The sequence below is a fragment of the Citrobacter sp. Ce104 genome (assembly GCF_030334595.1).
In the GTDB taxonomy this organism is placed as follows: Bacteria; Pseudomonadota; Gammaproteobacteria; order Enterobacterales; family Enterobacteriaceae; genus Citrobacter; species Citrobacter europaeus.
This window is the reverse complement of the sequence record NZ_JAOWDP010000064.1, coordinates 57988-72011: the sequence shown is the minus strand read 5'-3', so window position 1 is coordinate 72011 and position 14024 is coordinate 57988. Positions and strand designations below refer to the sequence as shown.

General features: G+C 51.9%; 12 protein-coding genes. 8 read left to right on the top strand and 4 right to left on the bottom strand.

From position 1 onward, the window contains the following. Nucleotides 1-17: 17 nt before the first annotated feature. Nucleotides 18-560, top strand: coding sequence for a cell division protein ZapC (gene zapC, locus OGW16_RS11000; RefSeq protein WP_016152473.1), 543 nt, complete (start codon nt 18-20; stop codon nt 558-560). Here zapC and OGW16_RS10995 read toward each other — a convergent pair. Then, nucleotides 557-1663: a YcbX family protein gene (locus tag OGW16_RS10995; RefSeq protein WP_087052632.1), complete on the bottom strand. Its 1107-nt coding sequence runs from the start codon at nt 1661-1663 to the stop codon at nt 557-559. The two genes, zapC and OGW16_RS10995, sit on opposite strands and share 4 nt — an antisense overlap. A gap of 98 nt (nt 1664-1761) precedes the next feature. On the opposite strand from OGW16_RS10995, the gene rlmKL reads away from it, so the two are divergent. The 6 genes from rlmKL (at nt 1762) to rmf (ending at nt 9689) form a co-directional block, all read left to right on the top strand. Beyond that, complete coding sequence (gene rlmKL / locus OGW16_RS10990) at nt 1762-3870, top strand: bifunctional 23S rRNA (guanine(2069)-N(7))-methyltransferase RlmK/23S rRNA (guanine(2445)-N(2))-methyltransferase RlmL (RefSeq protein ID WP_016152475.1); 2109 nt, start codon at nt 1762-1764, stop codon at nt 3868-3870. Between the two features lie 12 nt (nt 3871-3882). Continuing rightward, a complete protein-coding gene (locus tag OGW16_RS10985) occupies nt 3883-5790 on the top strand; it encodes an ABC transporter ATP-binding protein (RefSeq protein ID WP_043015784.1) in 1908 nt (635 codons plus the stop codon). A 15-nt stretch (nt 5791-5805) separates the two neighbouring features. After that, nucleotides 5806-7059: a membrane integrity-associated transporter subunit PqiA gene (pqiA, locus tag OGW16_RS10980; protein WP_043015785.1), complete on the top strand. Its 1254-nt coding sequence runs from the start codon at nt 5806-5808 to the stop codon at nt 7057-7059. Between the two features lie 4 nt (nt 7060-7063). Beyond that, nucleotides 7064-8704, top strand: coding sequence for an intermembrane transport protein PqiB (gene pqiB / locus OGW16_RS10975; protein ID WP_286518424.1), 1641 nt, complete (start codon nt 7064-7066; stop codon nt 8702-8704). Beyond that, nucleotides 8701-9264, top strand: coding sequence for a membrane integrity-associated transporter subunit PqiC (gene pqiC / locus OGW16_RS10970; RefSeq protein WP_043015787.1), 564 nt, complete (start codon nt 8701-8703; stop codon nt 9262-9264). Before pqiB ends, pqiC begins: the two co-directional genes overlap by 4 nt. Before the next feature lie 257 nt (nt 9265-9521). Continuing rightward, nucleotides 9522-9689, top strand: a complete 168-nt coding sequence (rmf, locus tag OGW16_RS10965; RefSeq protein ID WP_003035871.1) for a ribosome modulation factor — start codon at nt 9522-9524, stop codon at nt 9687-9689. A 117-nt stretch (nt 9690-9806) separates the two neighbouring features. Here rmf and fabA read toward each other — a convergent pair whose 3' ends face one another. Beyond that, nucleotides 9807-10325: a bifunctional 3-hydroxydecanoyl-ACP dehydratase/trans-2-decenoyl-ACP isomerase gene (fabA, locus tag OGW16_RS10960; RefSeq protein WP_003035875.1), complete on the bottom strand. Its 519-nt coding sequence runs from the start codon at nt 10323-10325 to the stop codon at nt 9807-9809. A gap of 68 nt (nt 10326-10393) precedes the next feature. Continuing rightward, the gene (locus tag OGW16_RS10955) at nt 10394-12154 is read right to left on the bottom strand and encodes an AAA family ATPase (protein ID WP_181230579.1); all 1761 of its coding nucleotides are present in this window, start codon (nt 12152-12154) and stop codon (nt 10394-10396) included. A 185-nt stretch (nt 12155-12339) separates the two neighbouring features. On the opposite strand from OGW16_RS10955, the gene matP reads away from it, so the two are divergent. After that, nucleotides 12340-12792 carry a macrodomain Ter protein MatP gene (gene matP, locus OGW16_RS10950; RefSeq protein WP_286518422.1) on the top strand — a complete coding sequence of 151 codons (453 nt, stop codon included), beginning with the start codon at nt 12340-12342 and terminating at the stop codon, nt 12790-12792. A gap of 95 nt (nt 12793-12887) precedes the next feature. Here matP and ompA read toward each other — a convergent pair whose 3' ends face one another. Continuing rightward, nucleotides 12888-13946 (bottom strand): porin OmpA, encoded by a 1059-nt coding sequence (ompA, locus tag OGW16_RS10945; protein ID WP_016156137.1) that lies wholly within the window; start codon nt 13944-13946, stop codon nt 12888-12890. Between the last annotated feature and the right edge of the window lie 78 nt (nt 13947-14024).

Genomic DNA, 14024 nt, shown 5'->3' with positions numbered 1-14024 from the left:
GGAAAGGAGAGAAACTGATGCGAATTAAACCCGACGATAACTGGCGCTGGTATTATGATGAAGAGCACGATCGTATGATGCTCGATTTAGCCAATGGCATGTTATTCCGTTCGCGTTTTGCTCGTAAAATGCTCACTCCTGATGCATTTTCTCCGTCGGGTTTTTGTGTCGATGACGCCGCGCTTTATTTTTCCTTTGAAGAAAAATGTCGCTACCTTGATTTAGCCAAAGAGCAAAAAGCGGAACTGGTGCTTAATGCGCTGGTGGCGATTCGTTACCTTAAACCGCAAATGCCAAAAAGCTGGCACTTTGTCGCACACGGTATTAACTGGTCGCCGGTCGTGGGTGACGCTGCCTGTGTTGATTTAAGCGATACCGATGAACAGGTTAACCTGTTAGTGGTTGAGCCGGGGGAAAACGCCGCGCTTTGTCTGCTTGCACAACCTGGTGTGGTTATTGCCGGGCGCACAATGCAACTTGGCGACGCGATTAAAATAATGAATGACAGACTGAAACCGCAGGTTATTGCCGACAGTTTCAGCCTTGAACAGGCGGTTTAACTCTCCAACCTGATTGTCGTTTTGGGAACGCAACTGCAGCACAGAATCGTCCCGTCATCACCAATCGCTGATTTTTTCAGTGGACTAACTTCGCCTTCCAGCAGTCGAATTCGACAGCATCCGCAAATTCCAGCCCGGCATGAATAGGGAACCCGGATACCTTGGTTTTCAAGCTGTTCAAGCAATACCTGCTGATTATTTCCGCGAAAAGTCTGTCCCTGCCAGTCAATAAGCACGGTGGCGTCAGGCTGTTGTTGCTGTACAGTATCGTCTGATTCAGCCGCGCCATACGCTCTCGCAGGACCAGTAGCCAAAATTTCTACTTCATCGCCTACGCGAATAACACCACTGTTGCGCGCGATAAGATTCTGGCCGAAATCAACGTCGCCGTTATCCACCGCAGTTCGGAAGGTTTGCAGCGTGGCGAGCGGCTCACCGGACGGATGTTTCAGGCCTTTTTCTGGGCTAACTGTCGTGAAAATGCAGCGGCTACAGGGTTTTGCCACATCAAAAATGACCTCGCCAATGCGAATCACTTTCCAGGTATCTTCTTCCCAGGCGTCAGCCCCCGAAACTACCAGATTGGGGCGAAACTGTTCCATTTTGACACTTGCCGGACATCGCTGTTGCAGATCGCGCAGAGATGCTTCGTTGGCCAGCAGGTAGGGATAGCCATCGGCGAAGGACAAAGGAATATCCGCGTGACGCTTCACCCGGCGCGTCAGTTGCTGACCGACCCAGCGTAGTTGTACGTCACGGGAGAAAAAGCCGCTAAGCCACTGGTTGATAGCCGCAGGCGCAATACGCGCGGTAAAATGGTTTCCCCACACTTCTGTCGGCGCATCCTGGGTCGCGAAGTCGGCAAATCGCACGAGCGCGCTGCTGCCGTCTGGAGCCGTAAGATGCAGTCCATCGTGGAAAGGGGAAGGCGTAAAGCGGACCATTTGTGGGAACTGTCGGGCGGTAATGAACGTCCCGTCAGTTTCGGTAATCATAAATATACGATCAAAGGCAAGACCGCTAACGTCTGCCAGGGCGTGCGTGAGTCCAATTCCACGCATTGATTTAACCGGATGAATAAAAAGTCGGGTCAACGTTACCACTGCACAGCCCCTTGAACGAAAATAAGCCTTCAACTTTATGACATACAGCCCATATTAGCTATAATGCGCAGCAATTTTCCAGGAGTAAAAGTGACATTATGAATTCTCTGTTTGCCAGTACGGCCCGTGGGCTGGAAGAGCTGTTAAAAACTGAACTTGAAAACCTCGGCGCGCTGGAGTGTCAGGTCGTTCAGGGTGGGGTCCATTTTAAGGGCGACACGCGGCTTGTTTACCAGAGCCTGATGTGGAGCCGCCTGGCCTCGCGCATTATCCTGCCGATGGGAGAGTGCAAGGTCTACAGCGATCTTGATCTGTACCTCGGCGTTCAGGCAATCGACTGGACAGAGATATTTAATCCCGGTGCTACCTTTGCCGTTCATTTTAGCGGCCTGAACGAAACCATTCGTAACAGCCAGTACGGCGCGCTGAAGGTCAAGGATGCGATTGTCGATGCCTTTACCCGTAAAAATCTGCCGCGTCCGAATGTGGATCGTGAATCTCCGGATCTGCGCATCAACGTCTGGTTGAACAAAGATACCGCCAGCATTGCGCTCGATTTGAGTGGTGATGGTTTGCATCAGCGCGGTTATCGCGATCGCGCGGGTCAGGCGCCGATTAAAGAGACGCTGGCCGCCGCTATTGTTATGCGTTCTGGCTGGCAGCCGGGCACGCCGTTACTCGACCCGATGTGCGGCTCCGGCACGCTGCTGATTGAAGCGGCGATGTGGGCAACCGATCGCGCGCCGGGCCTGCACCGTGGGTACTGGGGCTTCAGCGGTTGGGCGCAGCACGACGAAGCCGTCTGGCAAGAAGTTAAAGCTGAGGCGCAGGTGCGCGCGCGTAAGGGACTGGCTGACTATACCTCGCATTTCTACGGCTCTGACAGCGATGCGCGCGTGATTGAAAAAGCGCGTAGTAACGCTCGCCGCGCCGGGATTGCCGATCTGATGACGTTTGACGTGAAAGATGTCGCCAAATTGAGTAATCCGCTGCCAAAAGGACCGTACGGGACGGTTATCAGTAACCCGCCATACGGCGAACGTCTGGATAGCGAACCGGCGCTGATTGCCCTGCACAGCCTGCTGGGCCGTACGATGAAAAACCAGTTTGGCGGCTGGAATTTGTCGCTGTTCAGCGCTTCTCCGGATCTGCTCAGCAGTTTGCAATTACGTGCCGACAAGCAGTTCAAAGCGAAAAACGGCCCGCTGGATTGTGTCCAGAAGAACTATCACGTTGCAGAGACCACCGCGGACAGCAAGCCTGCCACGGTAGCGGAAGATTATGCCAACCGCCTGCGCAAGAATATTAAGAAGCTGGAAAAATGGGCGCGTCAGGAAGGGATTGAATGCTATCGCCTGTATGACGCTGACCTGCCGGAATACAACGTTGCAGTGGACCGTTACGGTGAGTGGGTCGTGGTTCAGGAATATGCCCCACCGAAGACGGTTGATGCGCAAAAAGCGCGTCAACGCCTGTTCGACATCATTGCCGCAACGCTGTCGGTACTGGAAATCGCGCCAAATAAACTGGTGCTGAAAACCCGTGAACGCCAGAAAGGGAAAAATCAGTATCAGAAGATGAATGAGAAGGGTGAATTCATTGAGGTAAGCGAGTACAACGCGCGCCTGTGGGTTAACCTGACAGACTATCTTGATACGGGCTTATTCCTCGATCATCGTATTGCGCGCCGCATGCTGGGACAGATGAGTAAAGGTAAAGATTTCCTTAACCTGTTCTCCTACACCGGCAGCGCCAGCGTACATGCCGGACTCGGTGGTGCGCGTAGCACCACGACGGTTGATATGTCGCGTACCTACCTGGAATGGGCGGAACGCAACCTGCGTCTGAATGGCCTGAGCGGTCGCGCTCACCGTTTAATTCAGGCCGATTGCCTGGGCTGGCTGCGCGATGCCAATGAACAGTTTGATCTGATTTTCATTGACCCGCCGACGTTCTCTAACTCAAAACGTATGGAAGACTCGTTTGATGTGCAGCGCGACCATCTGGCGCTGATGAAAGATTTGAAACGTCTGCTGCGTAAAGACGGCACGATAATGTTCTCTAACAACAAACGTGGGTTCCGTATGGATCTCGACGGTCTGGCTGAACTGGGATTGAAAGCACAAGAAATTACCCAAAAAACGCTTTCCCAGGACTTTGCCCGTAACCGACAGATCCACAATTGCTGGCTGATTACCGCAGCCTGAAAGGATAAATAGATGTCATTGATCAGTATGCATGGTGCATGGCTGTCGTTCAGCGATGCCCCGCTTCTTGATAATGCAGAACTGCATATCGAAGATAACGAACGCGTCTGTCTGGTAGGCCGTAATGGCGCAGGCAAGTCGACGTTGATGAAGATCCTGAACCGTGAACAGGGTCTTGACGACGGACGTATTATTTATGAGCAGGACCTGGTTGTAGCGCGTCTGCAACAGGATCCGCCGCGTAATGTCGAGGGCAGCGTCTATGACTTCGTTGCCGAAGGTATTGAGGAACAGGCCGAGTATCTGAAGCGTTATCACGATATTTCGCGTCTGGTGATGACCGACCCGAGTGACAGAAACCTGAATGAGATGGCGCGGGTTCAGGAAATGCTCGATCACCACAATCTGTGGCAGCTCGAAAGTCGCATTAATGAAGTGCTGGCGCAACTGGGCCTGGATCCTAACGCCGCGCTTTCTTCGCTTTCGGGCGGCTGGCTGCGTAAGGCGGCGCTGGGCCGCGCGTTAGTGAGCAACCCGCGCGTATTGCTGCTGGATGAACCCACGAACCACCTGGATATTGAAACCATCGACTGGCTGGAAGGGTTCCTGAAAACGTTCAATGGGACGATTATTTTTATTTCCCACGACCGTTCATTTATTCGCAATATGGCGACACGCATTGTCGACCTCGACCGTGGCAAGCTGGTGACCTATCCGGGGAATTACGATCAATATCTGTTGGATAAAGAGGAAGCGCTGCGGGTAGAAGATCTCCAAAACGCGGAATTTGATCGCAAGTTGGCGCAGGAGGAAGTCTGGATCCGTCAGGGCATCAAGGCGCGTCGTACCCGTAACGAAGGCCGAGTGCGTGCGCTGAAAGCCATGCGTCGCGAGCGTGGCGAACGTCGCGAAGTGATGGGCACGGCGAAGATGCAGGTCGAAGAGGCGAGCCGTTCTGGCAAGATTGTCTTCGAAATGGAAAATGTTGATTACCAGGTTGACGGAAAGCAACTGGTGAAAGATTTCTCCGCGCAGGTGCAGCGTAGCGACAAGATTGCGCTAATCGGACCTAACGGCTGCGGCAAAACGACGCTGCTGAAGCTGATGCTAGGTCAGCTTCAGGCTGACAGCGGACGCATTCATGTCGGAACCAAGCTGGAAGTCGCTTATTTCGATCAGCACCGCGCCGAGCTGGATCCGGACAAAACCGTGATGGACAACCTGGCTGAAGGTAAGCAAGAGGTGATGGTTAACGGCAAACCTCGCCACGTGCTGGGTTACCTGCAGGACTTCCTGTTCCATCCGAAACGCGCGATGACACCAGTGCGTGCGCTCTCTGGTGGGGAACGAAATCGCCTGCTGCTGGCGCGTCTTTTTCTGAAACCCAGTAATCTTTTGATTCTCGATGAACCAACCAACGATCTGGACGTCGAAACGCTGGAACTGCTTGAAGAGCTGATTGATAGCTACCAGGGCACCGTGCTGTTGGTGAGCCACGACCGTCAGTTTGTGGATAATACCGTTACTGAATGCTGGATCTTCGAAGGCGGCGGCAAAATTGGTCGTTATGTCGGCGGTTACCATGACGCGCGTAGCCAGCAATCTCAGTATGTGGCGTTTAAACAACCGATCGCTAAAAAAACAGAGGAAGCTGTTGCTCCTAAAGCAGAAATTGTCAAACGTGGCACGAGCAAACTAAGCTATAAACTGCAGCGCGAACTGGAGCAGCTCCCCGCGCTGCTTGAAGAACTGGAAGCTAAACTGGAAGCATTACAAGCTCAGGTCGCTGACGCCGCTTTTTTCAGTCAGCCGCACGAGCAAACGCAACAGGTATTAGCTAACCTGAACGAAGCAGAACAAGAACTTGAGCAAGCCTTTGAGCGCTGGGAGTATCTTGAGTCTTTGAAGAGTGGCGCATAATTTAAAGGAGCACATATGTGCGAACATCACCATGCCGCGAAGCATATTCTGTGCTCGCAGTGTGACATGCTGGTGGCGTTACCTCGCCTTGAGCATGGTCAGAAAGCGGCATGTCCACGATGTGGCACTACATTAACGGTTGAGTGGGACGCGCCACGGCAGCGTCCTACCGCCTATGTGTTAGCAGCATTGTTCATGCTGCTTTTATCAAACCTCTTTCCCTTTGTGAATATGAATGTCGCAGGGGTGAGCAGCGAAGTCACGTTGCTGGAGATCCCAAGCGTTCTCTTTTCGGAAGACTACGCCAGTCTGGGCACCTTCTTTTTATTATTTGTGCAATTGGTTCCCGCGTTTTGTCTGCTGACTATTCTGCTGCTGGTGAATCGGGTGCAGATGCCCGGCAGACTTAAAGCGGGTCTTGCGCGCGTTCTGTTCCAGTTAAAAAGCTGGGGGATGGCGGAAATCTTCCTCGCTGGCGTGCTGGTCAGCTTCGTTAAGCTGATGGCCTACGGCGATATCGGCGTGGGCAGCAGTTTTATTCCGTGGTGCTTCTTTTGCGTTCTGCAACTGCGCGCATTCCAGTGCGTTGACCGCCGCTGGCTGTGGGATGATATTGCGCCAATGCCGGTGATTAAGCAGGTCTTGAAACCTGGCGTACCCGGCATTCGACAGGGGCTGCGTTCCTGCTCCTGCTGCACTGCTATTCTTCCCGCTGACGAACGGGTATGCCCGCGCTGTCAGACGAAAGGTTATGTGCGGCGTAAAAACAGTCTGCAATGGACATTGGCATTACTGTTTACGTCGATCATGCTTTATCTTCCGGCCAATATTCTGCCAATCATGATTACCGATCTGCTCGGGTCAAAGCTGCCGTCAACAATACTCGAGGGCGTGGTTTTAATCTGGAGCGAAGGCTCTTATCCGGTGGCTGCGGTTATTTTTATCGCCAGTATTATGGTGCCGACGTTGAAAATGATCGCCATTGCCTGGCTATGCTGGGACGCCAAAGGGCATGGCAAACGCGACAGTGAACGTATGCACCTGATTTATGAAGTTGTGGAATTTGTCGGTCGCTGGTCAATGATTGACGTTTTTGTGATTGCGGTACTCTCTGCGCTGGTGCGCATGGGAGGGTTAATGAATATTTATCCTGCGATGGGTGCTTTGATGTTTGCTTTAGTCGTCATTATGACAATGTTTTCTGCGATGACATTTGATCCGCGTCTGTCGTGGGATCGTGAACCAGAACCAGGCCATGAGGAGTCCTGACAGCATGGAATCTAAAAGTGGGGAAGCCAAAGTGCAAAAGGTAAAAAACTGGTCGCCCGTGTGGATATTTCCTATCGTCACTGCACTTATTGGCGCTTGGGTTCTGTTTTATCACTACAGCCATCAGGGGCCACAAGTCACGCTGATTACCACCAATGCCGAAGGTATTGAAGGGGGTAAAACGACGATTAAGAGCCGCAGCGTTGATGTCGGTATCGTCGAGAGCGCAACCCTGACGGATGATTTGACCCATGTGGAGATTAAAGCGCGTCTTAACTCCGGTATGGAAAAACTGCTGCATAAAGATTCGGTCTTTTGGGTGGTGAAGCCGCAGGTTGGACGTGAAGGTATCAGTGGGCTCGGCACGCTATTGTCCGGGGCTTATATTGAACTGCAGCCTGGCAATAAAGGAAGCAAGCTGGAGAATTACCACCTGCTGGATTCACCGCCGCTTGCGCCGCCAGATGCGAAAGGGATCCGTGTGATTCTGGACAGCAAAAAAGCCGGTCAGTTGAGCCCTGGTGATCCCGTCCTGTTCCGTGGCTATCGTGTGGGTTCGGTTGAAACCAGCACATTTGATGCGCAAAAGCGTACGATCAGCTACCAGCTTTTCATCAATGCGCCTAACGACCGTCTGGTGACCAGCAATGTACGTTTCTGGAAAGACAGCGGGATCGCCGTGGATCTTACTTCGGCAGGTATGCGTGTGGAAATGGGATCGCTCTCCACGCTGTTTGGCGGTGGCGTAAGTTTTGATGTGCCGGAAGGCTTAGAGCAGGGCGAACCGGTCGCGCAACAGTCCGCGTTTAATCTTTATGACGATCAAAAAAGTATTCAGGACTCCCTGTATACCGATCATATTGATTACCTGATGTTCTTTAAAGATTCGATTCGTGGCCTGCAGCCTGGCGCGCCGCTGGAATTCAGAGGCATCCGTTTGGGTACGGTAAGTAAAGTACCTTTCTTCTCACCGAATATGCGCCAGGTATTCAACAATGATTACCGTATTCCGGTGCTGGTTCGTATTGAACCAGAACGTCTGAAGGCGCAACTGGGAGAGGACACTGATGTTGGCGCTCATCTGGAGCAACTGCTTAAACGCGGATTACGGGCATCGCTGAAAACCGGGAACCTGGTGACCGGCGCGCTGTATGTTGATCTCGACTTCTACCCGAAAGAACCGCCAATTACCGGCGTGCGCGAATTTAATGGCTATCAAATCATTCCGACCGTGAGCGGCGGTCTGGCGCAGATCCAGCAACGTCTGATGGAAGCGCTGGATAAGATTAACAATCTGCCGTTGAATCCGATGATTGAGCAGGCGACCAATACGTTGTCCGAAAGTCAGCGCACGATGAAGCATCTGCAGACCACACTGGACAACATGAATAAGATCACGTCCAGCCAGTCGATGCAGGATCTGCCAGCGGATATGCAGAACACGCTGCGTGAACTGAATCGTAGCATGCAGGGCTTCCAGCCGGGGTCCGCCGCCTACAACAAGATGGTAGCGGATATGCAGCGTCTGGATCAGGTGCTGCGTGAACTGCAGCCGGTACTGAAAACGCTGAACGATAAGAGCAACGCGCTGGTATTTGAAGCGAAGGACAAAAAAGATCCAGAGCCGAAGAGGGCGAAACAATGAAAAAGTGGCTAGTGGTGATGATGGCGGTCTGGCTGACGTCATGCAGCTCCAGCGGAGAAAATAAAAGCTATTACCAGCTTCCTATCACGCAAGGGGGCGTACAAAGCTCTGCCAACCAGGGTAATCGTCTGCTGTGGGTTGAGCAGATTGCTGTCCCGGACTATCTGGCGGGCAATGGGGTGGTTTACCAGACCAGCGATGTGCAATATGTGATAGCGAATAATAATCTCTGGGCCAGTCCATTAGATCAGCAACTGCGTAATACGCTGGTGGCGAACCTCAGTATGCAGTTGCCTGGTTGGGTGGTCGCTTCGCAGCCGCTGGGAAGCACTCAGGACACGCTGAACGTTACCGTAACCGGGTTCCACGGTCGGTACGATGGTAAGGTTATCGTCAGCGGTGAATGGCTACTGAATCACCAGGGACAGTTAATCAAACGTCCATTCCACATCGAAGCTGTGCAGACCAAAGACGGCTACGATGAGATGGTGAAGGTTCTTGCCAACGCCTGGAGTCAGGAAGCGACGGCTATTGCTCAAGAGCTGAAACGCATCCCTTAAGCTTAAATAATTGTAAATTATGCCGCCCCTGGTTCTTTGCCAGGGGCGGTTTTTTTTATTTTTTTAGCCGTGGAGATAGCTGTTCTGACTGATTATTTTTGTACAAATGATTTTGCGGGTAGCTCACAAATATGACACTGGCGTGAATTTTGCGCATTGACGAGCCTGATGTTTAGGGGTATTCGTTTTAGTGTGATTGCACACTTAGTAATCACTGTTTTCTTTTCCACCAGACCCAAAGATGAGGGAAACGAGGCATGAAGAGACAAAAACGAGATCGCCTGGAACGGGCACATCAACGTGGATATCAGGCCGGCATTGCCGGACGCTCAAAAGAAATGTGTCCCTATCAGACGCTGAATCAGAGGTCATACTGGCTGGGAGGCTGGCGAGAAGCCATGGGGGATAGGGTTTTAATGGCCTGATTCTGTCTCTTTAGATAAAAGAAACCTCCGCAGAGCGGAGGTTTCGCCTTTTACAGACCTGATTAGTATCTTAGGCCGACGCCAGGCGTCTTGTCAGGCCTATAGCCAGTCTGCAAATTAGAACGCGGAAGTGTCCTGGAACAGACCCACTTTCAGATCGTTAGCGGTGTAGATCAGACGACCATCAACCAGCACTTCACCATCAGCCAGGCCCATGATCAGTCGACGGTTGACGATGCGTTTGAAGTGAATGCGGTAAGTGACTTTCTTCGCGGTCGGCAGAACCTGGCCGGTGAATTTAACTTCGCCTACGCCCAGCGCGCGGCCTTTACCTTCGCCGCCCAGCCAGCCGAGATAGAATCCAACCAGCTGCCACATGGCATCCAGACCCAGGCAGCCTGGCATCACAGGATCGCCGATAAAGTGGCATCCGAAGAACCACAGGTCCGGGTTGATATCCAGTTCAGCTTCAACATAACCTTTGTCAAAGTTGCCGCCGGTTTCGGTCATTTTGATGACACGGTCCATCATCAGCATGCTTGGTGCAGGCAGTTGTGGCCCTTTTGCGCCAAACAGCTCACCGCGACCAGAGGCAAGAAGGTCTTCTTTTGTATAGGATTCGCGTTTATCTACCATGTTCTCTGTAAGCCTTATTTTATTGAAGCACGCAGGATAGCTAACACGTGTACGCTGAACAAGTCCGATCAGTTCGGAATAATCCAGTTCAGCCAGCGTAGCGGCCAGGGAAAACGGTGACGACCTTCCTGTTGCGTTGCCGTAGCAATACGCTCCTGGATAGTTTGCATCAGCGTTGTCTGGCCTTCGCCATCCCACACCAGATTTAATAACAGCGGCAGCGCATCGGTTACGTCGTCCACCGCCCAGATAGTGAATTTTTCTTCTTCTATGGCCTGTAGCAGTGCGGGCTGCAGGCTCAGATGTCTGACGTTCGCTGAAGGAATGATAACGCCCTGCGTCCCTGTTAGCTCACGCTGTTGGCAGATGGTGAAGAAACCTTCAATTTTCTCGTTCAGACCGCCAACAGGTTGCGCCCGACCAAACTGATCGACAGAACCGGTAATGGCGATGCTTTGATTAACAGGAACGTCGGCGAGGGCGCTAATTAATGCGCACAGTTCGGCCATGGACGCACTGTCGCCATCCACTTCGCTGTAGGATTGCTCAAAGGTCAGCGAGGCGGAGAAGGGGATTTGCTGCTCAAGCTGGAGTTCCGACATCAGGAACGCCTGCATAATCATCATCCCCTTCGCGTGAATATTTCCGCCGAGCTCGGCTTTGCGCTCAATATCCGTAAATTCGCCATCGCCAATGTGAACCACACAACTGATGCGTGAAGGTTCTCCAAATGCGCGTGGGTGGCCAGGAAATTCAATCACCGACAGGGCGTTGATTTGGCCGATACGCTCGCCTTCCGTCTCGATCAGGATCTGTTCCTGCAAGATCTCATCCTGCATACGTTCGGCGAGGAAACCTTCTCGCCATTCGCGCTGGGCCAGCATCAGGCTGAACTGCTCAGCATTGCAGGTTTCGCTCTTGCATAACGGTGCTACTTCTTTGAACTGCCGGGTTATCCACAGCGGATTAAGCGGCAATGTATCCTGTTCACCGGTATAGCGAACAGCTTCACGGATTAGCACTTGCCAGGCATCAGGGGCTGGGTAGGGTAAATTATTGCGCGTCGCGGTATGCGTTACCCACTGACACCACTGCGTCATGGTTTCGGCATCCACAATCTGCAGATTATCTTCAAACTCGCTATAAATAGCCTGCTCAGCCAGCTCAGGTTCCATGTCCTGGAAATCTGCCAGTGATTCACGCTCACCGACTAATACCACTTTCAGTTTAAGGGGCATAGATGGAACGGAGACGGGCAGTGGGCGAGACTCATCAAAAGCTACCCAGTCAAAACGCTCGTGGCTGACAATGGCTTTCAGGCGCATCCACAGCAATGGTTGGGCCAGCAGGGTGCGCAATGAAATAACCAGCACACCACCGTTGGCCTGGTGCACAAGACCTGGCTGCAGGGTAACTTCGCCGTTGAACTGGCGCAGACAGCCAAACAGTTGTTCGGCTTCAACCCAGTCAGCGCTGACTACCTGAGTTAACGTGGCAAAATTGTCTTCTGCTCTCTCAGCCGCACGATAGCGGATAGTGTGACCGGAGATATCATAATGCCCCCCGGTGAGACTTCCTGCATCTGAATGCAGAGGCCGTGCAGCCTTTGCGATAAGGTCGATATACTCAAGCTCTTCCGGCGCTTTTACCAGCATAAACGAGGACGTCGTCCAGTGCTGTAGAAGCTGCTCTAGCGCAAATTGTAAACGTGGCTGAGTCTCACTAAGTAAGGTATCGGTGTCGTCAGTGACGTGCGGCTGTGCAAATACTTCCTGATAACTATCGGTATCAGGAACCAGATCACGCCATGCAAGTTTCGTAATGGTCAAAGTTGATGTTTTTTAGTCTGTTGTAAAAAACGAGATTATACCGTAACCATCATCACTGCACACGTGGAAAGCGCCGTGAAACGGATGTGATGGCACGCGACAGTTCACAGGCTGGATATTCTTTTCTTCAGATGCCGAAAAAGCTGATATTCTGATAAGAGTTACACGGTAACATTGAGATCGCAATGAAATATCAACAACTTGAAAACCTTGAAAGCGGCTGGAAATGGAAGTATCTGGTGAAGAAGCATCGTGAGGGGGAATTAATCACCCGTTACGTAGAGGCCAGCGCTGCCGAAGAAGCCGTTGATTTGTTGCTAACCCTCGAAAATGAACCGGTTCGGGTTAACTCCTGGATTGAAGAACACATGAACTCTGCGCTGCTTAATCGTATGAAACAAACCATACGAGCGCGGCGTAAGCGGCACTTTAACGCTGAGCATCGGCATACGCGAAAGAAATCAATCGATCTGGAATTTATGGTCTGGCAGCGCTTAGCAGGACTTGCGCAGCGGCGTGGAAAAACGCTTTCTGAAACCATTGTGCAACTGATTGAAGATGCGGAGCATAAAGAGAAGTACGCGAACAAAATGTCGACATTGAAGCAGGATTTACAGGCGCTGCTGGGAAAAGAATAACGACAGAATGGCGATATGTTTGTTTACAGTGATGCTTTGACTGATAAAAGGTGAAAAAAAACCCCGCAAAGCGGGGTTTTTTATAAGACGATAACTTAAGCCTGAGGCTGAGTTACAACGTCTTTGATACCTTTAACTTCGATCTCAACACGACGATCCGGAGCCAGGCAGTCGATCAGTGCAGCGCGAGCTTTCACGTTGTCACAGGTGTTGCCAGTAACCGGGTTGGATTCGCCCATGCCACGTGCAGAGATTTTGTCAGAAGGAATACCTTTAGAGATCAGGTAATCAACAACGGACTGAGCACGTTTCTCGGACAGACCCTGGTTGTAAGCGTCAGAACCGATGCGGTCAGTGAAGCCCAGAACAACTACGGAACCGTCTTTCGGATCCAGGTTGCTCAGCTGGCTGTACATCTGATCCAGAGCCTGCTGGCCTTCTGGTTTCAGAGTAGCTTTGTTGAAGTTGAACAGAACGTCAGACTTCAGAGTGAAGTGCTTGGTCTGTACTTCTGGAGCCGGAGCCGGAGCAACAACTACTGGAGCTGCTTCTTCCTGCTGACCGAAACGGTAAGAAACACCAACGCTCAACAGACCGTTATCCGGACGACCACCAACGGTGTTCGCGTCACCGATGTTGTTGGTCCACTGGTATTCCAGACGGGTAGCGATTTCAGGAGTAATTGCATACTCTACGCCACCAGCGAATACTGGGGATACACCAGTGTCGTGGTCTTTGAAGCCTTCGTTGTTTTTAGCGTCTGCACGCCAAACCATACCACCCAGACGGGTATAAACGTCCAGATCGTCAGTGATTGGGTAACCCAGTTTAGCGGTCAGTTGAACGCCCTGAGCTTTGAAAGCGCCGTTATTGTGGGTAGCATCAGTAGCGCCTTTGTACGGCATACGACCTAACCAGTCGTAACCCATTTCGAAACCAACATACGGGTTAACCTGGTAACCACCGAACGCACCAGCACCAAGTTGACTTTCGTGGGTAGGACCGGAGTTGTTGATCTGGTTGTTGCCAATATCATGGTACTGAGACCAGCCCAGTTTAGCACCAGTGTACCAGGTGTTATCTTTCGGAGCGGCCTGCGCCACGGTAGCGAAACCAGCCAGTGCCACTGCAATTGCGATAGCTGTCTTTTTCATTTTTTGCGCCTCGTTATCATCCAAAATTCGCCATGAATATCTCCGAAGAGAGATAACACGGTTAAATCCTTCACCCGG